The sequence below is a fragment of the Cloacibacillus porcorum genome (assembly GCF_001701045.1).
GTDB classification, from domain to species: Bacteria; Synergistota; Synergistia; order Synergistales; family Synergistaceae; genus Cloacibacillus; species Cloacibacillus porcorum.
In genome coordinates, this window is the sequence record NZ_CP016757.1 from 2,349,870 (window position 1) to 2,375,481 (window position 25,612).

25 protein-coding genes are annotated in these 25,612 nt (G+C 58.5%); 4 read left to right on the top strand and 21 right to left on the bottom strand.

What is annotated here, in order from left to right; translation table 11 throughout:
• Positions 1-15: 15 nt before the first annotated feature.
• The 12 genes from BED41_RS10660 to BED41_RS10715 all read right to left on the bottom strand — a co-directional run bounded on the left by BED41_RS10660 (position 16) and on the right by BED41_RS10715 (position 10,383).
• Positions 16-1,374, bottom strand: coding sequence for a PFL family protein (locus BED41_RS10660; RefSeq protein ID WP_066745866.1), 1,359 nt, complete (start codon positions 1,372-1,374; stop codon positions 16-18).
• A 6-nt stretch (positions 1,375-1,380) separates the two neighbouring features.
• On the bottom strand, positions 1,381-1,650 hold the full coding sequence (locus tag BED41_RS10665; protein ID WP_066745870.1) for an ACT domain-containing protein: 270 nt from the start codon (positions 1,648-1,650) through the stop codon (positions 1,381-1,383).
• A gap of 145 nt (positions 1,651-1,795) precedes the next feature.
• Positions 1,796-3,592 carry a primosomal protein N' family DNA-binding protein gene (locus tag BED41_RS10670; protein WP_157102329.1) on the bottom strand — a complete coding sequence of 599 codons (1,797 nt, stop codon included), beginning with the start codon at positions 3,590-3,592 and terminating at the stop codon, positions 1,796-1,798.
• Positions 3,592-4,803, bottom strand: coding sequence for a bifunctional phosphopantothenoylcysteine decarboxylase/phosphopantothenate--cysteine ligase CoaBC (gene coaBC, locus BED41_RS10675; RefSeq protein WP_066745875.1), 1,212 nt, complete (start codon positions 4,801-4,803; stop codon positions 3,592-3,594). Before coaBC ends, BED41_RS10670 begins: the two co-directional genes overlap by 1 nt.
• On the bottom strand, positions 4,787-5,011 hold the full coding sequence (locus tag BED41_RS10680) for a DNA-directed RNA polymerase subunit omega (protein WP_066745878.1): 225 nt from the start codon (positions 5,009-5,011) through the stop codon (positions 4,787-4,789). The genes coaBC and BED41_RS10680 overlap by 17 nt, the downstream gene beginning before the upstream one ends.
• Positions 5,008-5,577, bottom strand: a complete 570-nt coding sequence (gene gmk / locus BED41_RS10685) for a guanylate kinase (RefSeq protein ID WP_066745881.1) — start codon at positions 5,575-5,577, stop codon at positions 5,008-5,010. Before gmk ends, BED41_RS10680 begins: the two co-directional genes overlap by 4 nt.
• Entirely contained in the window at positions 5,574-5,828 is a 255-nt protein-coding gene (locus BED41_RS10690) for a DUF370 domain-containing protein (RefSeq protein WP_066749242.1), read from the bottom strand. Before BED41_RS10690 ends, gmk begins: the two co-directional genes overlap by 4 nt.
• A 1-nt stretch (position 5,829) precedes the next feature.
• Positions 5,830-6,717 carry a YicC/YloC family endoribonuclease gene (locus BED41_RS10695; RefSeq protein ID WP_066745884.1) on the bottom strand — a complete coding sequence of 296 codons (888 nt, stop codon included), beginning with the start codon at positions 6,715-6,717 and terminating at the stop codon, positions 5,830-5,832.
• A gap of 116 nt (positions 6,718-6,833) precedes the next feature.
• The gene (hflX, locus tag BED41_RS10700; RefSeq protein ID WP_066745886.1) at positions 6,834-7,991 is read right to left on the bottom strand and encodes a GTPase HflX; all 1,158 of its coding nucleotides are present in this window, start codon (positions 7,989-7,991) and stop codon (positions 6,834-6,836) included.
• Complete coding sequence (gene cmk, locus BED41_RS10705) at positions 7,988-8,662, bottom strand: (d)CMP kinase (protein ID WP_066745888.1); 675 nt, start codon at positions 8,660-8,662, stop codon at positions 7,988-7,990. The genes hflX and cmk overlap by 4 nt, the downstream gene beginning before the upstream one ends.
• A gap of 25 nt (positions 8,663-8,687) precedes the next feature.
• On the bottom strand, positions 8,688-9,605 hold the full coding sequence (locus tag BED41_RS10710; RefSeq protein ID WP_084002406.1) for a dihydroorotate dehydrogenase: 918 nt from the start codon (positions 9,603-9,605) through the stop codon (positions 8,688-8,690).
• Positions 9,595-10,383: an iron-sulfur cluster-binding protein gene (locus BED41_RS10715; RefSeq protein WP_066745892.1), complete on the bottom strand. Its 789-nt coding sequence runs from the start codon at positions 10,381-10,383 to the stop codon at positions 9,595-9,597. The genes BED41_RS10710 and BED41_RS10715 overlap by 11 nt, the downstream gene beginning before the upstream one ends.
• Positions 10,384-10,659: 276 nt before the next feature.
• Between BED41_RS10715 and ade the strand changes: the two genes are divergently transcribed.
• The 3 genes from ade to BED41_RS10730 all read left to right on the top strand — a co-directional run bounded on the left by ade (position 10,660) and on the right by BED41_RS10730 (position 13,755).
• A complete protein-coding gene (gene ade / locus BED41_RS10720) occupies positions 10,660-12,387 on the top strand; it encodes an adenine deaminase (protein WP_066745894.1) in 1,728 nt (575 codons plus the stop codon).
• Between the two features lie 166 nt (positions 12,388-12,553).
• A complete protein-coding gene (locus BED41_RS10725) occupies positions 12,554-12,904 on the top strand; it encodes a ferritin family protein (RefSeq protein WP_066745897.1) in 351 nt (116 codons plus the stop codon).
• A gap of 50 nt (positions 12,905-12,954) precedes the next feature.
• On the top strand, positions 12,955-13,755 hold the full coding sequence (locus tag BED41_RS10730; RefSeq protein WP_066745900.1) for a family 1 encapsulin nanocompartment shell protein: 801 nt from the start codon (positions 12,955-12,957) through the stop codon (positions 13,753-13,755).
• 35 nt (positions 13,756-13,790) lie between these two features.
• Here BED41_RS10730 and BED41_RS10735 read toward each other — a convergent pair whose 3' ends face one another.
• From BED41_RS10735 to BED41_RS10775, 9 genes are all read right to left on the bottom strand, one after another.
• The gene (locus BED41_RS10735; RefSeq protein WP_066745904.1) at positions 13,791-14,423 is read right to left on the bottom strand and encodes a trimeric intracellular cation channel family protein; all 633 of its coding nucleotides are present in this window, start codon (positions 14,421-14,423) and stop codon (positions 13,791-13,793) included.
• Positions 14,424-14,463: 40 nt separating this feature from the next.
• The gene (locus tag BED41_RS10740; protein WP_066745908.1) at positions 14,464-14,931 is read right to left on the bottom strand and encodes a low molecular weight protein-tyrosine-phosphatase; all 468 of its coding nucleotides are present in this window, start codon (positions 14,929-14,931) and stop codon (positions 14,464-14,466) included.
• A gap of 418 nt (positions 14,932-15,349) precedes the next feature.
• Positions 15,350-16,816: a Na+/H+ antiporter NhaC family protein gene (locus tag BED41_RS10745; RefSeq protein WP_066745911.1), complete on the bottom strand. Its 1,467-nt coding sequence runs from the start codon at positions 16,814-16,816 to the stop codon at positions 15,350-15,352.
• A gap of 291 nt (positions 16,817-17,107) precedes the next feature.
• The gene (locus BED41_RS10750) at positions 17,108-17,860 is read right to left on the bottom strand and encodes an SDR family NAD(P)-dependent oxidoreductase (protein WP_066745913.1); all 753 of its coding nucleotides are present in this window, start codon (positions 17,858-17,860) and stop codon (positions 17,108-17,110) included.
• A gap of 30 nt (positions 17,861-17,890) precedes the next feature.
• The gene (locus BED41_RS10755) at positions 17,891-19,006 is read right to left on the bottom strand and encodes an ATP-NAD kinase family protein (protein ID WP_066745914.1); all 1,116 of its coding nucleotides are present in this window, start codon (positions 19,004-19,006) and stop codon (positions 17,891-17,893) included.
• A gap of 8 nt (positions 19,007-19,014) precedes the next feature.
• Complete coding sequence (gene gcvPB, locus BED41_RS10760; protein ID WP_066745916.1) at positions 19,015-20,580, bottom strand: aminomethyl-transferring glycine dehydrogenase subunit GcvPB; 1,566 nt, start codon at positions 20,578-20,580, stop codon at positions 19,015-19,017.
• Between the two features lie 14 nt (positions 20,581-20,594).
• Positions 20,595-21,980: an aminomethyl-transferring glycine dehydrogenase subunit GcvPA gene (gene gcvPA / locus BED41_RS10765; RefSeq protein WP_066745918.1), complete on the bottom strand. Its 1,386-nt coding sequence runs from the start codon at positions 21,978-21,980 to the stop codon at positions 20,595-20,597.
• Positions 21,981-21,992: 12 nt separating this feature from the next.
• Positions 21,993-22,775, bottom strand: a complete 783-nt coding sequence (locus BED41_RS10770) for an SDR family NAD(P)-dependent oxidoreductase (RefSeq protein ID WP_066745921.1) — start codon at positions 22,773-22,775, stop codon at positions 21,993-21,995.
• A 409-nt stretch (positions 22,776-23,184) separates the two neighbouring features.
• Positions 23,185-24,615 (bottom strand): alanine/glycine:cation symporter family protein, encoded by a 1,431-nt coding sequence (locus BED41_RS10775; RefSeq protein ID WP_066745924.1) that lies wholly within the window; start codon positions 24,613-24,615, stop codon positions 23,185-23,187.
• Positions 24,616-24,952: 337 nt separating this feature from the next.
• Here BED41_RS10775 and BED41_RS10780 point away from each other — a divergent pair, with 337 nt between their 5' ends.
• Positions 24,953-25,597, top strand: a complete 645-nt coding sequence (locus tag BED41_RS10780; protein WP_321032395.1) for a GntR family transcriptional regulator — start codon at positions 24,953-24,955, stop codon at positions 25,595-25,597.
• The last annotated feature ends 15 nt before the right edge of the window (positions 25,598-25,612 follow it).

Below are 25,612 nucleotides of genomic sequence, written 5' to 3' on the forward strand. Positions count from 1 at the left end.
TTTCGTCCTCTTCCGTTAATTTTTGAAGCTGTGGATCGGCGCCGGTATCCTTCCCCCGCGGTTGATAAACGCGGAACAGTCAAATTTGTTTACCTGCATGACCGGAGCGTATCCGAGCAGCCCCCCAAAGGTCACCGTCTCGCCGGCGGTCTTTCCGTATACCGGTATCAAACGCACCGCCGTGGTCTTATTATTTATCATGCCGATCGCCATTTCATCGGCAATGATGCCTGATATCGTCTCAGGTGAAGTATCGCCGGGGATCGCGATCATGTCAAGCCCGACGGAGCAAACACAGGTCATAGCCTCAAGCTTGTCGAGGGTCAGCGCCCCCGCCTCGACGGATTCGATCATGCCGTGGTCCTCGCTGACAGGGATGAAGGCGCCGCTGAGGCCGCCGACATAGGAGGAGGCCATCACGCCGCCCTTTTTCACGTTGTCGTTGAGGATCGCCAGCGCCGCCGTCGTCCCCGGAGCGCCCGCGTATTCAAGCCCCATCTCCTGGAATATCTCCGCGACGCTGTCTCCCACGGCGGGCGTCGGCGCCAGTGAAAGGTCGATAATGCCGAAGGGAACGCCGAGGCGCATAGAGGCCTCGCGCGCCACAAGCTGCCCGACGCGCGTTATCTTGAAGGCGGTCTTTTTCACGGTCTCGCAGAGGGTCTCAAAGTCCGCGCCGCGCACCTCTTCGAGCGCCCGCTTGACGACGCCGGGGCCGCTTACGCCGACGTTGATCGCGCAGTCGCGCTCGCCGACGCCGTGAAAGGCTCCCGCCATGAAGGGGTTGTCCTCGACGGCGTTGCAGAATACGACGAATTTTGCGCAGCCGAGCGAATCAGCCTCGCGCGAGAGGTAGGCGGTCTCTTTTATCACCTGCCCCATCTGTTTTACGGCGTCCATATTGATGCCGGAACGGCTGGTGCCAAGATTTATCGAAGAGCAGACGCGCTCCGTCACTGAGAGAGCCTCTGGCACGGAGTCAATGAGGCGCTGGTCGGCCGCCGTGATGCCCTTCTGCACCAGCGCGGAGAAACCGCCGATAAAGTTCACGCCGACCTCTTTCGCGGCGCGGTCCATCGTACGCGCGATCTCGACGTAGCTCTCCGTCTCGCAGGCCGAGGCGGCGATCGCCACCGGCGTCACCGATATCCTCTTGTTGACGACGGGAACGCCGAACTCCATCGCGATCTCGTCGCCGGTCTTCACAAGTCTTTCGGCGGAGCGGGTGATCTTGTCATATATTTTTGCGCAGAATTTTTCGAGGCTCGGATCGGCGCAGTCGAGGATATTGATACCCATGGTGATGGTACGGACGTCAAGATTCTCGTCCTGTATCATCTCGTTTGTCTTGCGCGCTTCAGATTTGCTGATCATCTTCGGCTATATCCTGTGCATGCTCTCGAATATCTCTTCACGCTGGAATTTTATCATCAGCCCTATCTCCTCACCGAGCTCCTTGAGACCGCCGGCCATCTCGCCTGGGGTGCAGGTGCAGGCGCTGATGTCGATTATCATAAGCATGTCGAAGTATCCCTTGACTATTGTCTGCGATATCTCAAGCACGTTGGCGTTTTTATCCGCGAGGTATGTGCAAACCTTTGCAATTATCCCCACCTGGTCTTTTCCCAATACCGTAACGATCGCTTTCATTATGCTTCATACCTCCAGATCTTTTATTTAATCGGACGCAGACCAAGTCAAGACGCCCGTCAAAGCCGATGTTTATCTTCCGCCAGCCGTATACGGAACCCCGAAACACGCGCGCGGCGTATAAAAACGGCGCCACGCCGATGGTTCAGTCAAGGTATAATAATACCGTAGGAAATCCATTTCTGGTAGCCCTTATGTCAAAAAAAGGCTGCAATATATTTTTTAACTGCTGAAATCGTTTGGTACGTACCCATATTTCTTCGTTATTTTCTTCAGAAATCCAGTATTCTATCTCCGACTCATCCAGCCGCGGGGTGATTTTTTCCGCCACGCCAGCGGGCGTCGTGATCTTTATCATCGGCATAAAGGGCGGCAGCTCCCATTCACGGCGCTCTTTGAGCTCGCGCTGCCAAAATACGCGCCAGCCGCGCCGCAGGGCGTCCTGCCACTCGCGCCCCGGCCTGCGGCTCTGGACGACGATCTTCCGCTCCCGCGAGCCGCCGCCGCGCCACATCGATTCCCAAAGCATCGCGTAGGCACGCGCCTTCGCGTCATACTCCTGCGAGCGCGCCTCGGCGTCGGCGTCTATCCAGCCGACGACGGCGGGCGACAGTTCGTCGCAGAGCGAGAGTATGCGGCGGGTGCCGATTATCAGCGCGCCGCCGGGATATTCTTTCATAAGCTCTTCGGCCTTCGGCATCTTTTCTTCCTGATTTTGTATGAGGAGTACGTTCTTATAAAGATGTTTCAGCGCCCCCTCCGCCCGCTCATATAGCGCCTCCAGGCCGGGGCGCACACCGGTGAGCAGCAGGCCGCCGCAGTTCGGACACTTTTCCGGGATCGGCTCCCGCTGCCCGCAGGCGGTGCAGCGAAGGGTATGGCGGCTCTCCTCCCAGCGCATCGAGGAGCCGCAGCGTTTGCAGCGCAGGGTCTTGCCGCATTCTTCGCAGAGTATCTCCCCCGCGTAGCCCTTGCGGTCAAGGAGCCAGAGCGCCCATTTACCAGCGCGCCGCGCCTCGGCGGTCTCCCTGATGAGCGGTTCGCTGATCGGCAGCGTCTCGCGCAGCGCCTCAAATTCGGTGGCGAGCGCCTCTTTAAGGCTGACAAATATTATGCGTCCGTCGTTTTTCTCCTCGCCGCACAGCGGTTCGGCGCGCAGGAAACCCTTTGAGGAGGGCATCGCCCCTCCGAGCACGAAGCGCGCTCCCGCGAAGGTCGCGCGCATCCCCAGCAGGCTGCGCAGGTGGACGACAGGGTGGCTCTGCGAGCGCCAGCCTCCCTGGTTCTCCTCGTCCATCGCAATCACGGAGAGGCCCACGAGCGGCACAAAGGCCGCCCCCGGCGAGCCGACGATAAAGCGCCTTTCGCCAAGCCGCGCGCTCTTCCAGAGCTTCCACTGCGCGGGCGCTGAGACGGGCCAGAGGGCCCCCTCCTCACGCAGCCCCTTCGGAAGCGAATCCCAAAAGGCTTTGGCAAGTTTCACCTCAGGAAAGAGCACAAGCGAAGGGGCTTCGCCCTCTACGATCTCCCGATAGTATTCATAACGGCGCGAAAGGTCGGCGCAGTAGATATCGCCCGCGGAAAACTTTTTTTTCGCCTGCTCGGGCTCGGGCAGAGGTGGAAGGTTTTCGTCGGTAAAAAATTTCGAGGGAAGTACGGTCCGCATCGCGAAGCCGGTGCCGATGAACCATGTTTCGCCAAACCATTTAATAAGCCGCCAAAGCTCCCCCGGCAGGGGCAAAGCCTCGTCAATGACCTCCGTCACGGCCTTAAGCCGTTTGGGGTCGATGGCCTCCTCCGCGGCGCCGGTGAGGGTCATCGCCACCCGCCGGTCCCTGCCGAGCGGTACGGAGACACGAAGCCCCTCGGGGAGGGCCTCATCATGTCTATAGGTGAGGGGCGTCCACCAAGGGGCCGGAATCGCAGCCTGTATCAGGGCCATTATCGTTTTGCGGTAAGCGCGGCGACTGCGTCAAGCAGACGGTCGGCCGCCTCCTCCTTCGTACCGGAGAAGCGCGCGGGCTCCGCGCCGCGTTCCAGTATCGTTATCACATTTGTGTCCACCGCGAAGCCCGCGCCCTGCGCGAGAACGTCGTTGGAGACGATGATGTCGAGGTTCTTCTCCGCCATCTTCCGCTGCGCGTTTTCGAGCACGTTCTGGGTCTCCGCGGCAAAACCGACAAGCACCTGTCCCGGCCGTTTCCGTCTGCCGAGGGCGGCGGCGATGTCCCGGTTCTGCACCAGTTCAAGGGTAAACTCCTGCGCGCCGCCGCGTTTTATCTTCTGTTCGGCGCGGTTGGCGGCCTTGTAATCGCCGACGGCGGCGGCCTTCACGATGACGTCGGCCTCCTCGGAGGCTTTCATGCAGGCCTCGTACATATCGTCGGCGCTGACTGTCTCCACTACCTTTATCCCCGCAGGACGCGTAAGCGTGGAGGGGCCCGTTATCAGGGTGACCTCCGCGCCGCGCTGCCAGGCGGCGCGGGCCACCGCGTAGCCCATTTTGCCGCTGCTGGGGTTGCTTATGTAGCGCACGGGGTCTATATACTCGTGCGTCGGCCCCGCGGTCACCACCACGCGGAGACCGGCGAGATCTTTTTTCGCACAGAGCATCATCTTTACGTAGTCGTCTATCACCGCGGCGGAGGGGAGACGTCCCTTACCCTCGTAGCCGCAGGCGAGCATCCCGCTGTCAGGGTCCACTACGACCGCGCCCCGCGCCTCCAGAGTCTTCATGTGCCTCTGCGCCGCCTCGTTGGCAAGCATCTTGCAGTTCATCGCGGGAAAGAGCAGCAGCGGTTTCTGGTTAGCCAGCAGCGCAGCGCCAAGCAGCGTCTCGCTGTCGCCCTCCGCCGCCATCCGCAGGACATTGCCGGTGCAGGGCGCGATGACAAATAAATCGGCCCAGTCGGTGAGCGAGATGTGCGGTATCCGCCACCCATATTCAGGCGAGAGGAAGTCGCACTCACGCCAGACGCGGCGCTTGCTGAGCGTCGAGAGCACCATCGGGCTGACAAAGGCCTCGGCGGACTCCGTCAGGATGGTCTCCACCTCAAAGCCCATCTTGACCCAGCCGTGGAGCAGGTCTGGCGTCTTGTAGGCGGCGATGCCCCCGCTTATGCCAAAGAGTATTTTTTTATGCCGCAGGCACATTTTCCGTCTTGGGGAGCGGATCGATTATCTTGTAGGATATCTTTCCATCCGTCACATCGCTCACGGCCTTTGAGATATACTTCTCATCGCCGCCGAGATCCTTGCGCTCGCTGAGCTGGCGCGCGCGCGCCGCGATGACGAGGGTGAGGATATATTTGTTGGGGATATCCCTTTCACGGTAAATTTTCTCAAGATCCATATAAATCATTTAAGTTCCTCCCTATGCTTTTTGACAATTTTTATAAATTCTGCCACTGCGTCTTCCACAATGTCGTTTACAATCACATAATCATATTCTTCGGCGTGCAGGAGCTCCTCTTTCGCGTTCTTGATGCGCAGCTCCTGTTCCTCGCGGCACTCGCTGCCGCGTTTTTTAAGACGGCGGACAAGCTCGTCGAGCGAGGGCGGCTTCACGAAGACCGTCACCGCCTCCGGTATCTTTTTTTTCACGATAAAGGCTCCCTGGACGTCTATCTCAAGAACTATGTCCGTTCCTGAGGCCAGAGCTTCCTCCACGATGTCTCTGCGGGTGCCGTAAAGGTGTCCATGAACATTCGCGTATTCAAGAAAATCACCGGCCGCTATCCGGCGGAGAAACTCCTCCTCGGAGAGAAAATAGTAGGTCTTTCCCTCGACGTCGAGGCCGGGGCGCGGAGCTCTCGTGGTGCATGAGACGGAATAGCTGATATTGGGGAGTTTTTTCAGCGCCTGCTGCAGCACCGTCCCCTTCCCCACGCCCGCGGGGCCGGAAAAGATATAGAGAGTGCCCCTCATGGCCGTTCTCCCTCCCCCTCAAAGCGCGCCGTAATCGTCTCCGGCTGTATCGCGGAGAGGATCACATGCCTGCTGTCCATTATCAGTATCGCCCTCGTCTTGCGTCCCTGGGTCACATCAACCAGCAGCCCGGCCTCACGCGCCTCGTCCTTGAGGCGGCGTATCGGGGCGGAATCGGGGCTGATTATGGAGACCACCCGTTCCGCGACCACCATATTGCCGAATCCGACATGCACAAGTTTGTAAGGCATCTTATTCAAGGTTCTGTATCTGCTCGCGGATGCGCTCAAGGCAGGCCTTGGCGTCAACGGCGAGCCAGCGGATATCGGCGTCCGCCACCTTGGAGTCAAGGGTGTTTACCTCGCGGTTCATCTCCTGGACGATAAAGTCGAGCTTGCGTCCCGTGCTCTCGCGGTCTTCGCCGGTGGAACGGAATTTCGCGGCGTGGCTCTTGAGCCTCGCCAGCTCCTCCGAAACGTCCCATTTATCGGTCAGCAGGACTATCTCCTGCATATAGCGCGACTCTTCGAGCTTCTCGCCCATCTTTTCTAGCGCCTCCGATACGCGCGCGCGCATCGCGGCAAAGGCGGCGTCGCGCGTCGGCAGCCAGCGTTCCTCGATCTCCGCCGCCAGACGTTCGAGCTCCGCGAGGTGAGAGAGCACCTCATCGCGCAGATGAGCCCCCTCCGTCTCGCGCATCTTCTGCCAGGAGGCGGCGGCGTTCGTCAGAAGCTCATCAAAGACCGCCTCGACGGACTGGGAATCCTCTTCGTCGTCAAAACGCGGAAGGTCCAGCACTCCGGGGAAAGAGGCCACCTGCTCGACATTCAGAGCGAGCGGCAGCGCAAGGCCGCGGCGCAGCTCCAGCAGCTCGCTGCAGTAAGAGAGCAGCACCTCGCGGTTTACGCGCCCGGTCTTAAAGCTCTGCGCCCAAAGCACCTCCAGGCGCATCTGCACCTTTCCGCGGCGGAAAAGCTTTCTCAATTTCTGATGGAACCACGGCTCCCAGCTCGCGAACTCGCGCGGCAGGCGCACCGATATCTCCTGATAACGGTGGTTCACGCTCGATATCTCCATGCTTAGCGTGCCCCATGATGTCTGCATCTGAGAACGGCTGAAGCCGGTCATGCTTACGTACATGCAAATCACCCTTCTAAACAGTCTCGTGTATCTTCTTCGTGCAATCCGCCGCCGTGCCGGGAGGCGAAGGGCTGACGATTACCCCGCCGTTCAGGGCCGCGGATACGTCTATCCCTTTATAATATATCTTTTATGCCATTTAAGGCAACTTCGCCGGCAAAACTTTTTTTGATTTCGCCAAGCAGTTCGTCAAAACCGCGGCCGTCGCGCGCACAGGTACATACCACGCGTTCGCCGCGCGCGCGGAGTTCCACGGCGATAAAGTCCGCCGCCTCTCCGCTCTTGTCTATCTTGTTGAGCACGATAATACGCGGAAGATGGTCGGCCTTCAATTCACGCAGCGTCTCAAGGACTATCTCAAAGGTCTCCGTCGGCTCCTTGCCGGCGGAATCCAGCACGAGCAGCAGCAGGTCGGCGTTCGCCGCCTCCTCGAGCGTCGCGCGGAAGGCCGCCACCAGCTCCGGCGGCAGCTTGCGGATAAATCCGACGGTGTCGGAGAGTAAAAAGGCCCCCTCTCCGTCCCGGTAGCCGATCTTCCTCACCACGGTGTCCAGCGTCGAAAACAGCTGGTCCTTAGCGACGATCCCGGCGTCCTTGGAGAGCGCCTGCAGAAGTGTGGACTTGCCGCTGTTCGTATAGCCCACCAGCGCCGCCACCGGCACTCCGTCGCGGCGGCGGCGTTCGCGCCGCTCTTCGCGGCGTCTGCGCACCTCGTCAAGACGCTGCTCGATGCTCTTCGAACGTCGGTCCAGCTTACGGCGGTGCCTCTCAAACTCCGTCTCGCCCGGGCCGCGCGTGCCGATGCCGCCGCCGGTACGCGACATCTGATGGCCCAGCCCCTTAAGGCTCGGAATCTCGTACCGGTACTGCGCAAGCTCGACCTGCAGCTTGGCCTCCGCCGTGTGGGCGCGGCTCTCAAAAATTTTCATTATCACAAAGGCTCGGTCCCATACCTGCAGACCGGTGACCTTTTGCAGATTGCTCTTTTGCGTCGGCGACAGAAAATCGTCCACCACAAGGTGCGTTACCTCGTTGGGGAGAGCGTATTCCTTTATCTCAAGAGCCTTTCCCGCGCCTATGAAATGGGCCGGGTCCGGTATCCTCCTCTTCTGCACGATGCGGGCCGCCACCGGCACGCCGATATTTTCCAGCAGCATCACCAGCTCGTCCAGCGACTGCTCCGTATCGTCGGCGCTGCCGCAGTCTACGGCGGCGATGACCGCCTTCGGCGGCTTCAGAGAAAGGTCGATCGCGCTGCGCTTCTGCCTGCTCAACGGCGCTCCTGCTCCATAAACCGCGACGCAAGCGAGGATATGGCGTCGGTCACCTGCGCCGCGTCCATATAGGAGCTGTCGAGAATGATACATCCCGGCGCCGGACGCAGCGGCGCGATCTCCCGCGTCATATCGTAGTTGTCGCGTTCAACAACCTGTTTCAATATCTCGTCGTAGTCCGCGGCCTCGCCTCTGTCCAGACGTTCCTTATAACGGCGGCGCGCGCGCTCCTCGGCAGAGGCGGTGAGAAATATCTTAAGCTCCGCCTCGGGAAAAACGACCGTCCCCATATCGCGGCCGTCGGCGACGAGACCGTTTTTGGCCTGAGCGCGCTGCAGTTCGATCAAAGCGCCGCGCACCTCGGGCCGCGCGGCGTAGGCCGAAACTATCCGGTCGATCTCCGGAGTGCGTATCGCCGCAGTCACGTCAGTGCCATCGGCCATCAGGCCGCCGGGGATAAATTCCAGGCGGAAGGAGGCCAGAGCCTGTGATATCCGTTCGCCGTCCTCCGGCGCGATCCCCTCTCTGTCCAGCTTCCAGGCGATAGCCCGATAGAGTGCCCCCGTATCGAGGTAGGGCAGCCCTATCCTCTCCGCGACGGCGCGCGCCACCGTGCTCTTCCCCGCACCCGCGGGGCCGTCTATTGCCACAACGATATTATTATTTTCCATGATCTCCTCTTTACCTGACAAATAACTATCCGAGCCTCGCGAAGCCGACAAGCTCCGCCAGCCGCTCCGCCTTATAGCGGGCGATAAGCTCCGGCAGACCGGCGCAGATCGCCTCACCGGCGCTGATATTGTTAAAGAAGGCGCTGCCTACCTCGACGGCGGAGGCTCCGGCGACGGTCATCCCCATGCCGTCGGAGGCGGTCGTTACGCCGCCGCAGCCGACCACCGGTATGGAGACGGCTCCGGCCACCTGCCAGACCATACGCAGCGAGAGCGGGAACACCGCAGGTCCGGAAAGTCCGGCCACTACGCGGTCAAAGGCCGGTTTTCCCGTCGCCATGTCGACGGCCATGCCGAGCCAGGTGTTCGCGCAGACGATGGCGTCCGCGCCCTCGGACTCGATGACGCGCGCGACGGCCGCCGGGTCCGCGGCCTGCGGGGTCATCTTCACCCACAGGGGGCCGCGCCAAATCTTCCGCGCGGCGCGCACCGCCTCGGCGGCGGAGGCGCATTCCACGCCCCAGGCCATACCCTCGCCGTCGACGTTGGGGCAGGAGATATTCAGCTCCGCGGCGGCAATACCCTCCATATCCTCCAGCACGCGCAGCGTCTCCTGCGTCTCCGCCGGACGCTCCATGACGACGTTGGCGATGACGGGACGGGGACAGCTCCTCACCAGCTCGCCGTAATGCTCCGCGAACTCCCGCACGCCGCAGTTTTGCAGGCCGATACTGTTGAGCAGGCCGGAGGGCGTCTCCCAGACGCGGACGCCGCGGTTACCGCGCCGCGGCTCAAGGCTGATCGCCTTCGTACAGAGCGCGCCGATTCCATTCAATTTAGGCTCACGCCAAAACTCCGGTGCGTATGGCCATACGCCCGATGCGGGAATGACGGGGCTTTCAAGCCGCAGCGAGCCGATTCTTACCGATATATCAGTTGTCATGGATATTCACCTCATCCGCCCTGAAAAGGGACTGATCGACGCAGACCCGTTTGAGGCCGTTCGCCGTCTCGATCACACAGCCCATACAGCCCCCGTAACCGCAGGCCATACGCTTGTCCAGAAGATAATAGAGCCGCCGCGGAGTGTCCACATAATGGCAGCGCATCGCCTCGAGGAAGCCGCCGGGTCCGCAGCACCATGCCTGCACGCCCTCGCCCAGCGGGCGGGGCAAAACCTTGAACATCGAATCTCCCTCGCCGAAAGAGCCGTCGTCGGCGAAAATCTTCGCGTCAGGGTGTATGGAAAGTATCTCCTCCGCATAACCCTCGTAACCCCTTCCGGGCATACCGATATAGAGCGAACTGCGCTCCCTCCGCTCGCGTTTCTTCATCATCAGGGCCGCCGCGCCGACGCCGCCGCCCGCGAGAATCAGCTCGTCATCGGTATCGGGACAGGGTTTGCCTAGAAAACCGCGCACGCGCAGCTTCGCGCCGGCGGATACCCGGCTCATCATCTCCGTGCCGCGGCCGACCAGCACATAACAGAGGGAGATCTCTCCGCGCGCCGCGTCCGCGTCGGCCACCGCGAAGGGGCGTCCGAGCAGCGGGTCTGTCTCATGATTCGGGAAGACCATTATGCTGTGCCCCGCACGCACGCTCTCCGCGAGCGCCGGCGCCTCGAAGGTCATCCAGTAGAGCCGCTCGGCGAGTTTTTTATTCTTAACGACGGGGAGGATATAATCATTTACCTCCTGCGCGTTACAGTTACAATTCGTCATCCGCATTCCCCGCTTTCGCAATTTACCTTTTCCCTGCTAAAATATAGGCGTCCGTTTTAGGAGAGCGCCGGTCAGGCCGCAGCCGCCCGGCAGAACCAAAAACGTTCGTTCCGCCTGTTAGATGTGCCGGATATCGAACGGGCAGGCCCCAGCCGGGGCTCCGGCGTATTATACGCATATTGAAAGCCTGTCCGTGCCGCGTACGGCGCATATAATCAGCGGTTCTCCGGAGTATATTTTACCATTTAAGAGCTGATATATTGGGGGCGGTCAGAGATGGATTTCAAACCATTACTTAAAAGCGCGCTGGGCGAAGAGCCCTGCGACCTGCTGTTCAAAAACGCAAAATTCGCAAACCTCTGCACAATGGAATATGAGACGGGCGACATCGCCGTAAAGAATGGCGTCATCGTCGGTATCGGCGGGGGATACGCGGCGAAAGAGACCGTAGACTGCGCCGGACGTCTGCTGCTGCCGGGATTCATCGAGGGGCACATGCATGTCGAGAGCACCTTTATGGTGCCGCGCAATCTCGCCGCGGAGATATCGCCGCACGGCACCACCACGGTAATGCCGGACCCGCACGAGATCGCGAACACCTGCGGCACGGAGGGGATACGCTTCATGCACCGTGAAAGCGAGGGGCTGCCGGTCGACTTCTACTACGGCGCGCCCTCCTGCGTGCCAGCGTCGGCGCAGGAGACGCCCTTCGAATACATTGAGGCGGACGAGATAAAAAAACTCTTCGCGGACGGGAGCTGCACACACCTCGGAGAGATGATGAACTTCCCCGGCGTATACCTCGGCGACGACAAAGTATGGGCGAAGCTGGCCGCCTCCGAGGGCAGAGTCATAACCGGCCACGCCCCGCGCGTAAGCGGAAGAGAGCTGGCCGCCTATCTGCTCGGAGGGATAACCTCCGACCACGAATGCGACAACGCCGAAGAGGCGCTAGAAAAGCTGCGCCGCGGCATGTACATCATGATCCGTCAGGGAGCGACGGCGAGAAACCTCAAAGAGCTGGCCCCGCTGCTTGCCGCGCGGCCCGGCCTCGCGGCGCGCTGCCTCTCCGTCAGCGACGACATCTCGCCGAACTTCATCCACGAACGCGGCCACCTCGACGGCTGCCTTCGCGAGCTGATAGAGTGCGGCGTCGAACCGCTCGCCGCGCTGCGGACGATAACCCTGACGCCCGCTGAATACTTCCGGCTTTACGACCGCGGCATCATAGCCCCGGCAAAGCTGGCTGACATCGTCATGGTCGACAATATTGAAAAATGCACCGTCCTCAAAGTCTGGAAGAGGGGAAAACTGGTCGCCGAAAACGGCGCGCCGACCGAAAAAATAACGCCCGCCGTCACCTCCGCGCTTCCCGGATACGGCGGCGAAGTACGCACGCCGACGGCAGACGAACTGCGCGTGAAAATAGACGCTCCCGGCGTGGAGATAAACGTCATCGGCGTCATCCCCGGACAGGTCGTCACCAAAACTATCCGCATGGCGCCGACCGACATAGACGGATACGCCTGCGCCGACGCGGAACGCGAACTGGCGAAGATGGCCGTCGTTGAAAAAAACCGCGGCACGGGGCGCTGCGCCGTCGGATTCCTCCATGGCTTCGGCCTCGTGCGCGGCGCCGTCGCCTCCTCCATCGCCCACGACGCACACAACTACACATGCGCGGGCATGGACGACATCTCCATGGAGACGGCGCTGCGGGAGCTCGCGTGCCTCGGGGGCGGCATCGTCATCGCCGAGGGCGAAAATATCCTCGCGGAGCTGGAGCTGCCGGTCGGCGGCCTTATGAGCCTCCTGAGCGCCGCCGAAATACGCGAAAAGACCGTGGCCCTTAACGCGGCACGCGACGCCCTGGGCTGCACGAACCCACACGCGCTCATGCAGCTGAGCTTCATGTCGCTCTCCGTCATCCCGGAGCTCAAACTTACCGATAAAGGGTACTTTGACATTTCGCGATGTGAAGTTATGCCGCTTTTTGTGCATTAATTACGGTTGTTAATTGCTAATTTCGATGATATAATCTAAAATAGTTTCAAATAAAGATAACTGAGAGGCTTTTACTCTTATCTGTTACAATAAGAGACATAGAGAACCAGTTATAACCATTAAAATGCCTGAATAAGGCACAAAATTACAGGGAGGAGCTTAAAACATGGAAGCATACACAGAACCTTACAGCCTGCTCAACAAACAGACGGTCGATATAGCGCAGGCGCTCAAAAGCCTTCAGGAGGAGCTTGAAGCCATCGACTTCTACAACCAGCGCGTCAACACCTGCACCAATGAGGACCTCAAACGCATCATGGCGCACAACCGCGACGAGGAGATCGAACACTCGGCGATGCTGGTCGGCTGGCTCAAGGTTTATATGAACGGCTGGGACAAAGAGATCGGCGAATACGTCGCCAACGCGAAGGCCGGAACGATGGGCATCGACCTCGAGGACGGCCCCGACGCCGCCCCGGGAGCCAGCGGCCAGGACCTTAAAATCGGCAAACTTTAATATTCACGATACAGCTATAGAGACAGCATACATAGAAGGGAGTTTAAATTATGGACATTCTTAAAAGATCACTCGCGCCGATAACGGCGGAAGCATGGACAGAGATAGACAAGCAGGCGGCGGACGTGCTCCGCGGCGTGCTCACCGGACGCAAGGTCGCCGACGTGTCGGACCCGAAGGGCTGGCAGTGCGACTCAATTTCAGAGGGCACGCTGACGCTCGCCGAAGAGTCGCCGGTTGAGGGCGTAAACTACGGCGTACGCGACGTACTTCCCCTCGTAGAGATCCGCGTCCCCTTCACCCTGCCGATGTGGGATCTCGACGACATCTCCCGCGGCTGCAAGACGACAGACTACACACCGCTACAGGAAGCGGCGCGCCAGGCGGCCCTCTTTGAGGACACCGCAGTATTCAAGGGACTTGAAGAGGCCGGCATCCTCGGGATAGAGCTCGAAACAGACAACGACCCCATCGAAACCGCCCTTGACGACGACGCGCTCATCAAAGCGGTCTACGACGCGACGCAGGTCCTCGCCTCACGCAACGTCGGCGGCCCCTACGTCTTCGTCTGCTCCAAGAAAGTATGGGAGAAGATCGTCACCTCCAACACCGCCTACCCGCTCAGAAAGAGCCTCGAAAAGATCGTCGACAAAGTCGTCCTCTCAAAGCAGTACGAGACGAACTTCGTCACCTCCATGCGCGGCGGAGACAGCGAACTCGTGGTCGGACAGGACTTCTCCATCGGATACCAGTCCCACACCGCGACCGAGGTCAACTTCTACATCACGGAGACCTTCACCTTCCGCGTCACCACACCGGAGGCCTTTGTGGAGCTTAAGATAGCCGAATAATAACGAATAATAAGACCTAGTAAGAAAGGGAGGCCTCAGCGGCCTCCCTTTCTTATTTCCGCGATCTTGACCAGCGGCAGATTGATATTGAAATAGACCGATACCAGCCGCACCGCGAGGATAATGAAAAGCGCCGCGTAGGCGGCGGGACCAAGCCCTATCATTCCTCTCGCGAACCAGAGAAAAGAACAGCCGACAATCGCCGCCAGGGCGTAAATATCATGGCGGAAGATGACCGGTACCCTCTGCGCGAGCAGATCCCGCAGAATGCCGCCGCCGATGCCGGTTATCACCGCGGCAAAGAGAAACTGCATAAAATTATAATGCAGATAGATCGCCTTGATCCCCGCGTCCACCGCGAAAAAAGAGAGCCCCATCGCGTCAAGCACGATCAGCAGCCACTGGACCCGGAAAAGCTGCGGCACCGCGACCACGGCGGCGACGGAGAGCATCACGATGAGGACGGTCTGGTAATTTGAGAAAAAGACGGGGATGCCCCTGTCCATCACGACGTCGCGCAGCACGCCGCCGCCGCAGGCCGCGGTAAAGGCGAGTATCGTTATCCCGAACAGGTCCATGCGCCGCTGCACCGCCGTATGCGCGCCAAGCAGGGCGAAGCTCACCACGCCGATTATCTCCAGCACGCTGAGACTGGCGATCGGAGACATCAGTTTACCCACACACAGAGGAGGCGAAAGCCGCCGGACATCAAAGCAGCCCCTCCCCTCTGATTTTATTCAGCAAGGATTCGCAGCCCTTCCTGATATCGTCATAGGCCCGCGTAAAATTTCCCGTATACCACGGGTCGGCGACATCCTCTCCCGCCTCGTCGGTGAAATCCATCAGCTTCCACACCTTCTCCTCGGGGTCGCCGCCGCATATCCGCAGGATATTGCGGATATGCTGCCCATCCATCCCGATAATATAATCGAACTTTCCATAATCGGCGCGCGTCAGCTGTACCGCGCGGCGGCGCTCAAAGGGCACCCCCTCTCCGCGAAGCTTGGCCTGCGAAGCGCGGTGCATATCGCTGCCGATCTCCTCCGCGCTCGTCGCCGAGGACATTATCATAAACCGATCCGCAAGCCCCGCCCGCGCGGAGAGATCCTTCATCACAAACTCCGCCATCGGACTGCGGCAGATATTGCCGTGACAGACAAACATTATCTTAATCAAACATACCCCACCTATACGTACCAATCATATATTGCAGGCTCCGACAATCTGCCGAACGCCCAGCCGCAAAGGGCTGGATGATTATAGTATTATCTTTCGGCGGGCTTGGCAATATAGAAGCGCCGGCGCGGTCATGTTCGCCTCCATCTTCGCGCGGAAACGACGGATTTAATCTCCAATTCTTTTGGCATGGCACGTAAAATGACGAATCCTGCTACACCCAGAACAGTTCCAAGGAACGAAAACTACAGAAGCATTCTCATTACTAATACTGGATTCAATCCGAGCTGCAGCGAAACATTGCCGCCCCCAGGCGCATATATAAAGCACCTCCGCCGGATATATTTGCCGGCGGAGATGATTTAGGTCGTCTATTGATTGACCGCGCTATTTGCCTTTCGGCTGTTATGCCGAACTGCTATTTCCCGTATTTCGCCGCTTCGCTCTTAAGATAGACCTGCGGCTCCGCGGGGAGCTTGAAGAGCGGGATGAAGCGGTCCCAGCCGGTGAAGGTGAGAACGAGCATCGAGCCGACTGCTATCCAGGCCATGTAGTTGTGGGTGATTATCTGTCCCACGGAGAGGGCAGTGGCAAGAGGATAAACGGAGGCGCTGATACCGAGGAAGAATCCCATGTAGCAGTGCCAGGGGACGAGCTGCGAGCCGAGAACGCCCATCGCGTCGGACATGGTCGCGTTTCTCAGGGCCAGCGTGTACATATCCTCTTTGGAACCGACAACGTTTTCTTCCGTGATGTTCTTAATGATCGGGCCGATGGTTACGATCTGCGCCATTTCATCGGAGAGCGCCGCGTTGCCGAGCAGGCAGAGGATGCCGTTGGCGAAAATAAGGTGGCGGACCTTGTGGACCATGCGCGAGATCAGCGCGGCAACGGGGTCAAAGGCGTTCATCAGCCGCATAACGCCGCCGAAGGCCCCAACCCAGAGCATCATCGCGATCGACCAGCCGCCAGCGTCGGAGAAACCGGTGTAGACAAGGTCAAGGAACTCCGTGATGCTGGTGACCGTGCCGGCCATGAGGCCAAATGCCAGCGAGGAGACGATACCCGAGCCAAGGCAGATCAGCGTGCTGTAACCCATGACGGCGGTGACGAGAACGATGATGAGCGGGATCACCATGTAGACGGGGACTCCCTGTTTCACAAGCTCAAGCAGCGTGACAGCCGAGGGACGCTCCTCTGCCAGAGCCGTCCAGACCTCTTTCGGTATCTGCGCGATGGCGTCGGCGGCCTGTCCGGTCGTGCTTGGCAGTCCCATGCTGACGCCGATGAAGTAGAAGACTACGGCCGAGGCGATGAGGCAGAGCAGCGACCAGACTCCCTGGTGGCGGACTCTCTTGATTATTTCGACCTGCTGGATACCGGAGCTGACGATCGTCGTATCGGAGATAAGCCCAATGTTGTCGCCGAAGCAGGAGCCGCCGGCGATGGCGCCGACGGTAAGCGCGATGTTGCCGCCGACGATATGGTTAAGCCAGAGGAAGATCGGCGCGCAGGCAGCAAACGTTCCCCACGAGGTCCCAGTAGCTATCGAGAGGACGGAGGTGACGAGCAGGGCAACGACGGCGAGAACTTTCGCGTTGAGCCCCGCGGCAAGCGACATGTTGATGACGGAGGCGGCAACGCCGGTAGCCATAAAGCATTCGGCGACGGCGTAGGCGGCCTGGAGAATGAGGAAAACGATCAGGAAGTGTTTCAGGTTGTCAAGAGCCGCATCAAGGCAGTCCTGGAACTTGTAACGGTCAACGATCATCGCAACGATGACCGCGTACATAAACGAGAGCGGCGCGGCAAGAAGAATGTCCATCCCAGAGAGCATAAGACCCGCTATAACACATATAGGCGTAAGTTTCAACAAAGCTTTCATTACCAATAAATGCCTCCTTTTAAACGATACCTGTTTCTATTACAGGCATAGATCGGAACCTGAGAGAAAGCGTGACGCGGAATCACAGAGAAACCGCACGCGCTGACTTTTCTCTCATCTGCAGGACGCTTTGGATTATTCCGGGAACACCTCCTTTTTAGTGCGGAACAAATATCCAGTCACTCCAAATTATCGGGCTTTTTAATAATTATTTTGTACAAACTGCTTACATGATACCAGCGTTTTAGCATAATAAAATCAAATCATGCCAAAACGTACGGGACTTAATACTTAGTAAAGCCCAGCTGTTTCGCCGCCGTCTATCCTGATGTCGGCTCCGGTTATGTATTTCGCGTCGTCCGAGGCAAGGAAAGCGTAGAGCTTGCCGATCTCTTCCGGTTCGGCGTGGCGTTTCATCGGGATGCCTTCGTTCACCTTCGCGAGCATCTCTTCGGTGTATTCGGCCTTCTGCATGGGGGTGAGGACGTAGCCTGGGCATACGCAGTTTACGCGCACGACGGGGGCCAGTTCGAGGGCCATACTCTTTGTCAGCAGAATCACTCCGGCCTTTGAGGCGTTGTAGTCCGTATACCAGCGGTGCCCTTCGGTGCCGTTCGTAGAGGCGGTCATGAGGATGACGCCGCTCTTCTGGGCCGTCATGCGCCGCGCCGCTTCACGCGCACAGAGGAACATGCCGTTGAGGTTGATATCGATTACCTTTTTCCACTGCTCATAGGAGATGTCTACGAAATCTGCCCTGATACTGATACCGGCGTTTGAGATGAGGACGTCTATGCCGCCGAGCGTTTCGTCCATTTTTTTGAAGGCGCTCTGCACATCCTCTTCTTTGCTGACATCGCCGACATAATATCCGGCAAAGTCCGGGTTTTCCGCCATCACCTGTTCGGCCGCCTTCTGGTTGTAGTCCACGACGAACACCCTGGCTCCCTGCCGCGCGAATACCTGCGCGGTAGCAAGTCCGATGCCGCTAGCCGCTCCCGTTACCAGGACCCTTTTTCCCGCAAGTTCTTCATAACGTGCCATGGTTCCACTCTCCTGCAATATCTTGATATTTTATGAGACTTTGGCCATCATCTTCCGCGCGTGTCCGGTGACGACGGGGATGTACCCCGAAAGCTCCCGGTCAAGCGCACAGTCGCCGGTGTCGGCGATCAGGCTTTTGCCAAAGAGCTGCGCCATCTTCGCGGGCGTCGCGATTACAGTGATGTTTTCTTTCGGTATCATGCGGATGACCTCGGGGCTCAGCTGCTGGTTGCCGCGTCCGAATATGTGCCCCTGTCCTCCGATCACCGTGATTATGAGCACTCTCTTATTCCTCTCGACGCCGGAAAGTATCTCTTTTATACCCGCCTCGGTAAGGTCTTTGCCGATGAGTTTTCCGTCCCTGACGGCGTCCACGCCGAGCAGGGTGCCATCAAGGCCGAGACGGTCCGTAAGCTGTTTGGTGGTCGAGCCCGAGCCGATGAGGTATATTACGCCAGGCTTCATGGAGAGGGCCATGAAGGCGGCGAGATTGGCCGCTTCCTCTGTCGAGCCGCCGCTGCCGCCGGACTTGCGGTCCTGCATGAACTCGCGGTCGTCGGGGATCATCATGTAGCCGTAGAGGCGCGCGCGCACAATATTGTCACGGAAGGCCTCTTCGTCAATGTCGACGACCTCCGCAGTCGTGAAGCGCTTGACTTTTCCAAGCAGGAAGTTATTGATGAGCAGCCCCGCGTCTTTCGGCCTCTTGGCGTAGACGCCGGAATGTATCTTGACTCCGGCGGGGATGCCGACGACGGGGAGGCGCTCGCCGATGACGGAGCAAATATCGCGCGCCGTACCGTCTCCCCCAGCGAATACGACAAGACCGACACCGCGCTCAAGCATCATCTCAGCTGCGCGTTTCGTGTCGGCCGGTGTCGTATGTGTCGACGGGTCAAAGAGCAGTTCAGTCTCTAAACCGTAGGATTTAAGCAAATCGGCTCCCATGCCGCCCGATGGACTGTAAAAACGGCAGTCTCCCGCGTTTTCGGCAAACTCTTTTACAGCCTCCTCGGCGCGCGTGCCGGCCATCGGCACGGCGCCGAGCTCAAGGGCCCGGCGGAGAGTCTCCTCTCCGTCGGTTCCCTTGAGGGCCACCTTGCCCCCCATTCCTGCCACAGGGTTAATGAGGAAGCCTATCTTCATGGTCTTCTCTATTTAGGCTCGAAGTAGCCTTTGTACTTCTTGTTGTAGGCGCGCCAGGTGATCGCGTACTTAGCCGGATCGTCAAAGTAATCGTGATCGATGTGGTGCACCGTGCTGTTCACGGGGGCGTGTTTGACAGCCTCGGGCTCCTCGTAGCACATGCGCGATATCTCCGCGAGGACCGCGCAGTAATCATCAATGTCCTGCTTGGAGTATGATTCGCTGGGCTCGATCGTAAAGGGCTCGGGGATGACGAATGGTTCGTGGCTCGACCAGTAGTGGGTGCCGAAGTCCGCGATGCAGCGCTGCACGTCCGCGGTGCCGAAGCCGGTGTCCTCTTTCATCTTCTGCCAGCTGTAGCGGGCCTGTTCGATGCGTGAGGGGTGGCTCGGGAAGCTGATCGAGGCGCCCTTTATCGCGAGGATCTTCTTCATGCAGTAGTTATTGTTGAGGATGGCTACGCGTGAAACTTCGCGCAGGCCGTCCGCGCCGAGCGACATGATCCAGGAGTAGGCCTTGACGACAACGGGCGCGACTCCCCAGAAGGACTTAATCTTGCCGCATGATTTCGGCAGATCGAAGTCCAGGTAGTAGCCCTTCTCCGGCGCGTACTCAACGAGGGGGACGGGCATGTAGGGACGCAGCTCCTTCTTGGCCGCGACAAGTCCCGTGGCGGGGCCGCCGCATCCGTGCGGAGCGCCGAAGGTCTTGTGGAGGTTGAAGAATGACATGTCAAAGTTGGCCTCGGCGGTGCGGGTAATTCCAAGCAGGCCGTTGGCGTTCGCCTGGTCGTAGCAGCAGAGGATTCCCTTTTCATGGGCAAGGCGCGTAAATTCCTTGATACGGACGTTGAAGATTCCCGTATCTTCCGGGTTTGTGAAGAATATCGCCGCCGTGCGGTCGGAGATCGCCGCCTTGAAGGCTTCGATGTCGGGATATCCCTCCGCGTCAGGCTGAATGATGGTAACTTTGTAGCCCTTCGCCGTCGGAACGGCACAGTCGGCGGGATGTGAGAAGAGGGTCGTGATTATTTCGTCGCGCTTCTCCTCTTCGCCCTTGTCGCGCCAGTAGGCGCGGACTATCGAAGCGAGGGCGAGAACGCCGTGCGAACCGCCGCCTGGCTGCATCGAGAAGACGTCGAGTCCGGATATCTCTTTGAAGAGCTCGCCGGTCTTATAGAAGAGCTCAAGGATGCCCTGAGCGGTCTCGTCGGGCTGGAGCGGGTGCATGTTGGCAACCTTGGGAAGTCCCGCGAGGCGGTCGTTGATCTTCGGGCTGTACTTCATTGTGCAGGTTCCCTGACCGATGTCGATGTTTCCGTCGACGCCGATGTTCTCCTGCGAGAGGTGGTTGTAGTGGCGCACAAGCTGGAGCTGCGCTATTTCGGGAAGGTTGGCCTTCTCTTTGCGCACCATGCCAGCGGGCAGGGTGGCGAGAGCCTCTTCCGTGCTCGTGCAGTCGCAGCAGGGGCCGGGAACGAGGACGGCGCGCGCGCCGGGCTCGCTTATCTCATAGATTATCGGCTCATTCCATTTAGCCTGATGAAATTTCTTTAGTCTTTCCAGATTGTTCATTGAAATGGCCTCCTTTACGCCAGGATCTCGCTCAGTGCCGAAGCAAGAGCTTTGATATCGTCCGCCGAGGTCTGCTCGGTCACCGCGAGAAGCATGCAGCCCTCGAGTTCGGGGAAGTTTCTGCCGAGGTCGTAGCCGCCGAGGATACCCTTTTCAAGCAGCTTCTTGTTGATCTCGGAGACCTTTTTGCCGCTCGCGGAGAAGTCGGCGACGACCTCCTGGAAGGGGGTGCCGGAGAGTCTGTCGAAGGAGAGTCCCTTCACTCCTGAGAGCACCTTCTTCAGGCAGAGCTGACGCTGCACGACGGCTTCGCCAATCTCTTTCATGCCCTGCGGCCCCATCGCGGCGAGGTATACGCCCGCGGCGATGCCCCAGAGCGCCGAATGCGTTCCTACGAACTCTTTGGCGCTGTCACGGTTCGCGAACGAGGTGCGCTCCCAGAGAACGTCTCCGAAGCCCCACTCCTTCTCACTCGTCGGCGCGATGCCGAAGAGGCGCGAGGGATATTCGTCAACGAAGCGCGGGTCGTCAGCGGTAGCGATGAAACCGGCCACTCCGCCGCCATAGTTCATATGGAGGCCAAGTCCCTGGATGTCTCCGCAGGCGATGTCCGCGCCGTAGTGCGAGGGAGGCGTAAGCACGCCAAGCGTCGAGGGCTCGACGTAGGCGACCATCAGAGCGCCCTTGGCGTGAGCCATATCGGCTATCTCCTGGGCCTTATCTTCGATGACGCCGAAGAAGTTGGGATTCATCACAAGTACGGCGGCGACGTTTTCGGTGAGCTTCTCTTTGAGGCTGTCGAGACAGATACGCCCAGTCTTTGAACCATAATCTACAAAGGTAACCTTGACGTCGGGCTGGAGGTAGGTCTGCACCGCCCTCAGCGTGTCGGGGTTGATGTTGCGGGGGATGAGCACCTCTTTGCGGCGCGCGATGCGCGTCGCCATGCGGAGCGCCGTGCCTACAGCCTGGCTTCCATCGTAGTTCGGCACGTTGCAGACGTCCATGTCAAGCAGCTCGGCCATCATCGACTGGTATTCAAACATCGCGTGGAAACGGCCGTGGTCCTCGTAAGGCTCGCCGGCGTAGGCGGTGAGGAACTCGGAGCGGTTGATTACCTCGTCTACGACCGCCGGTACGTAACGGTTGTAGCAGCCCGCGCCGAGGAAGCAAACCAGCTCCTGCGCGGTCCTATTTTTGTCTAGCATCGTGCTGACATGACGGAAAAGTCCAGCCTCATCACAGATAGGTTCGGGCAGCTTCATCGCCTGCTTCATGCGCATATCTTCAGGAATGTCTGCAATCAGCTCCTCGACCGAATCCACTCCTATGAACTTGAGCATCTCGGCCTGTACGGCCGCCTCAGAGTTGGGGATATAGGGATACATCTTCTTTGACATCTGATTCTCCTCCTATGCTATTCCGCCGCCGTCTACGACAAGCGAAGAGCCTGTCACCCACGGGGCCATATCACTGCAGAGGAAAAATACGCACATCGCGACATCCTTCGGTTCGCCGAGGCGGGCCATCGGGCGCTGTGCGCATTCTTCCTTATACTTCTCGTCATATACGCCGCCCAGCTGCTCGCACTCGCTCTTAAGCATCGGCGTGTCAATGTCGCCGGGGCATACGCAGTTTATGTTTATATTGTCAGGGCCGTGGTCGATGGCCATCGCGCGCGTCATATTCCAGACGCCGCCCTTCGCGGCGCAGTAAGAGACGGCGTGATCCCCGCCCTTAAGCGACCAGCCGGAGCCGATGTTGACAATCTTGCCGCCGCCGGCCTTTTTCATATGAGGCACGACATGCTTGCACATGAGATAGACGCTCTTGAGCGTCACGTTGATCGCGAGGTCCCAGTCGCTTTCGGGAAGAGTCTCGACAGTGTGGCGGCGTGCGACGCCGGCGCAGTTCACAAGGATGTCGATCCTTGAATGCTCTGCCGCTACCTTGTCGGCGAGCTCCTTGCAGTCGGCCTCTTTCGTGACGTTGCACTTGATAAACTCGGCCTTTCCGCCAGCGTCCTTAATCTCTTTCACGACTTTGTCCGCAAGCTCTTCGTTGATGTCGGCGATGACTACCGATACCCCCGCGTTCGCGAAAAAGCGCGCGATCCCCGCGCCGATACCTGAAGCGGCGCCGGTGATGATGGCCGTCTTACCGTTCATTCCGCACAGTTTGTTCAAATCCAGCATGTCTGTCTCTCCTTTATTATTTATTTTATATATGAAGCGTCTTTGCAAGTATCCACTGTATACACTATTTCTTGATTAATTTATATATTATTCTAGGAAGATTGTCAATACTCTATTTACAGATAAAATAACCTTTATTCAAACAGGGAAGATTCTTGGCTCCATAATTTCCAATATAAACTAATGACCACAGTCAATGTCAATATAGATTGCAGCGGTAAGTTTTCACGTTTAAATTATACGACCTCAGCCCCTGAGAATGGTGAATATCAGGCTGGAGAAAATATAAACGGCGCAGCACTTATATTTATTCAATGCGTCAAACGTGCGTTCAACAGGATGCGCAGACGCGCGGTGCGGCGAAGGACGCGCGCTTCGCGTCCTCCACCGCACCGCTTACGAAATACTATTAATTCCAGAAATCCGTCTTTTCCTTCAGACCGATGGCGGCGGCCTTGAAGACCGGCTTCTTGCCCAGGCGTCTCTGCGCGGTATAGTCGTTCAACGCCGCGAGCGCCGTCCGGGCGAGGATAACAATGACCGGCAGGTTTATGAGCGCCATCACTCCCATGAGAACGTCGGCCATATCCCAGACGAGGCCGAATTCCAGCTGCGCGCCGACAAAGACCGCTATAATCGCCGCAATACGGAAGATGTTCATCGCCCTTTTGCTCAGCGCGCGGCCCGCGATGTAGTTTAGACAGCCCTCACAGTAGAAGAGGTTGCCCAGCAGCGTAGTGAAGGCGAAGAGCAGCAGAGCGGCGGTGATGAAGTACGGCCCCACGGTTCCGAATACTACGGACATCGACTGCTGTACAAAGGGTGCGCCCTTCAGCCCTTCGCCTGGTATAATGCCGGTGCAGAGGCACATCATCGCGGTGGCCGTGCAAATCAGCAGCGTGTCGATGAATACGGAGAGCATCTGCACAAGTCCCTGCGTAACGGGATGGGCCACGTCGGCCGCCGCCGCCGCGTTCGGCGCGGAACCAACGCCGGCCTCGTTGGAATAAAGTCCGCGCTTGATGCCCTGCATAATCGCGGAGCCGGCAAATCCGCCAAAGATCGCGCGGAAGTCAAAGGCGGCGGTGAAAATTTTCGACAGCACCTCGGGCAGCCTTTCTATATTCAGCGCCATAACGATCAGGGCAAGCAGGATATACAGCACGCCCATCAGCGGCACCAGTACCTCCGTCACTTTGACGATACGCTTGCCGCCGCCCATGATGCAGAAGCCGACCAGAAGCGCGAGCGACGCGCCGCCGATGATGGGGACCAGGTTGTGCGGGCCGAAGAAATATTTGTCATAGAAACCGTAGCCGGAAAGGCTGTCGATAAGGTTATAGGAGGCCAACATATTGAATCCTCCGGCGTAGGTAGCGATGAGCGCGACGGCAAATACGACTCCCAGCGCGCGGCTGTTCAGCGCCGCCTGGATGTAATAGGAGGGGCCTCCGTAGCTGCTGCCGTCCGCGGCCCTTTTCTTGTATATCTGCGCCAGCGTGCTTTCTACAAAGGCCGTCGCGCCGCCCAGCAGGGCGATGAGCCACATCCAGAAAACCGCGCCGTAGCCGCCGATGGCGATGGCGTTCGCCACGCCGACGATATTGCCGGTCCCAACACGGCTGGCCGTCGATACCATGAGCGCCTGGAACGAAGATACAGAATCTTTGCCTACCGACCTCTCCCCTACCGACCTGACAGCCTCCGGCAGCATGCGCAGCTGTACCAGCCCCGTCCGCAGGGAAAAGTAGATCCCCGCGGCAAGCAGCATAATGATCAGCAGATAGCTGTACATCACGTTGCTGATCGTTCCAATAAGCGTGCTGAATGCCTCGTACATAAAAAAATAACTCCCTTTCGTCAATAATATATACTCCCGGCGGAAAAGCGTTTATTTTTCGGGAGTTTTTTCACGCACTAAAATTTATCGCGAACGGGGAAAAACCGCAAGGCGGCAAAGCAAAAAATAGAACGATCTTTGTCTTGTGAACAAGCCGGACAGCGGCGCAGACCGCCGTCATATACCCCGCGGCAAGTAAAAGGCGGCACCGCTTCGCAAGACTATGCGTACGCAGGCGCGGCGGGCGGTAATTTTCTCATTTTTCCCGCTTGCAAATATGCGGTGTACTATGTATATTTTTACTTGAAGCATATTGGGGAGTTGGTTGAATATGGTTATGACGTCATCCTCTGTGCAAACAGCGGCGGGGTTTGTATATGATCAGTTGAGAAAAAAGATATTCGAAAAGGCGCTGGTAAGCGGCCAAAGGCTGCCGGAGGTGGCAATTGCCAAGGAGCTGCAGGTGAGCCGTACGCCCGTGCGGGAGGCTTTAAGACGTCTGGAAAACGAGGGGCTCGTCCAGATCATCCCCGGCTGGGGCGCCTGTCTCGCCTCGCCTACCAGACAGGAGATAATCGACACCTACGAGGTACGAGAAGAACTGGAGATTATGGCCATCCGTAAGGCGGCGAAGCATATCACGCCGCTGCAGTTATGCCGCCTGCAGGAGCAGATTGACGCTGAACACGAAACCTTCGTCAACCGCAACCTCGAGTCCTATCTTACTGTCAACGACAACTTCCATATTATCATCGCCGAATCTTCGGGCAATAACACGCTCGTGGGATATATAAAGAACATCCTCTCACGCACATTCGTACAGATGATTTTCTTTGAGTCTTTCTTCGACTTCGACACAAACCCAAGCCTTGAGGAGCACATCATCATCCTCGAGGCGCTGAAAAATCACGACGAGGCGGAGAGCGTCCGCCTGATAAGGGAACACCTGCGGCTCTCGATGGAGGGTCTCAAGACCAAATAGAGGCATCCCACTGCT

Coding starts and splice junctions, on each gene's coding strand:
- BED41_RS10660 (WP_066745866.1), bottom strand. CDS start 1,374: ATGATCAGCAAATCTGAAGCGCGCAAGACAAACGAGATGATACAGGAC.
- BED41_RS10665 (WP_066745870.1), bottom strand. CDS start 1,650: ATGAAAGCGATCGTTACGGTATTGGGAAAAGACCAGGTGGGGATAATT.
- BED41_RS10670 (WP_157102329.1), bottom strand. CDS start 3,592: ATGGCCCTGATACAGGCTGCGATTCCGGCCCCTTGGTGGACGCCCCTC.
- coaBC (WP_066745875.1), bottom strand. CDS start 4,803: ATGTGCCTGCGGCATAAAAAAATACTCTTTGGCATAAGCGGGGGCATC.
- BED41_RS10680 (WP_066745878.1), bottom strand. CDS start 5,011: ATGATTTATATGGATCTTGAGAAAATTTACCGTGAAAGGGATATCCCC.
- gmk (WP_066745881.1), bottom strand. CDS start 5,577: ATGAGGGGCACTCTCTATATCTTTTCCGGCCCCGCGGGCGTGGGGAAG.
- BED41_RS10690 (WP_066749242.1), bottom strand. CDS start 5,828: ATGCCTTACAAACTTGTGCATGTCGGATTCGGCAATATGGTGGTCGCG.
- BED41_RS10695 (WP_066745884.1), bottom strand. CDS start 6,717: ATGTACGTAAGCATGACCGGCTTCAGCCGTTCTCAGATGCAGACATCA.
- cmk (WP_066745888.1), bottom strand. CDS start 8,662: ATGGAAAATAATAATATCGTTGTGGCAATAGACGGCCCCGCGGGTGCG.
- BED41_RS10710 (WP_084002406.1), bottom strand. CDS start 9,605: ATGACAACTGATATATCGGTAAGAATCGGCTCGCTGCGGCTTGAAAGC.
- BED41_RS10715 (WP_066745892.1), bottom strand. CDS start 10,383: ATGACGAATTGTAACTGTAACGCGCAGGAGGTAAATGATTATATCCTC.
- ade (WP_066745894.1), top strand. CDS start 10,660: ATGGATTTCAAACCATTACTTAAAAGCGCGCTGGGCGAAGAGCCCTGC.
- BED41_RS10725 (WP_066745897.1), top strand. CDS start 12,554: ATGGAAGCATACACAGAACCTTACAGCCTGCTCAACAAACAGACGGTC.
- BED41_RS10730 (WP_066745900.1), top strand. CDS start 12,955: ATGGACATTCTTAAAAGATCACTCGCGCCGATAACGGCGGAAGCATGG.
- BED41_RS10735 (WP_066745904.1), bottom strand. CDS start 14,423: ATGTCTCCGATCGCCAGTCTCAGCGTGCTGGAGATAATCGGCGTGGTG.
- BED41_RS10745 (WP_066745911.1), bottom strand. CDS start 16,816: ATGAAAGCTTTGTTGAAACTTACGCCTATATGTGTTATAGCGGGTCTT.
- BED41_RS10750 (WP_066745913.1), bottom strand. CDS start 17,860: ATGGCACGTTATGAAGAACTTGCGGGAAAAAGGGTCCTGGTAACGGGA.
- BED41_RS10755 (WP_066745914.1), bottom strand. CDS start 19,006: ATGAAGATAGGCTTCCTCATTAACCCTGTGGCAGGAATGGGGGGCAAG.
- gcvPB (WP_066745916.1), bottom strand. CDS start 20,580: ATGAACAATCTGGAAAGACTAAAGAAATTTCATCAGGCTAAATGGAAT.
- gcvPA (WP_066745918.1), bottom strand. CDS start 21,980: ATGTCAAAGAAGATGTATCCCTATATCCCCAACTCTGAGGCGGCCGTA.
- BED41_RS10770 (WP_066745921.1), bottom strand. CDS start 22,775: ATGCTGGATTTGAACAAACTGTGCGGAATGAACGGTAAGACGGCCATC.
- BED41_RS10775 (WP_066745924.1), bottom strand. CDS start 24,615: ATGTACGAGGCATTCAGCACGCTTATTGGAACGATCAGCAACGTGATG.
- BED41_RS10780 (WP_321032395.1), top strand. CDS start 24,953: ATGACGTCATCCTCTGTGCAAACAGCGGCGGGGTTTGTATATGATCAG.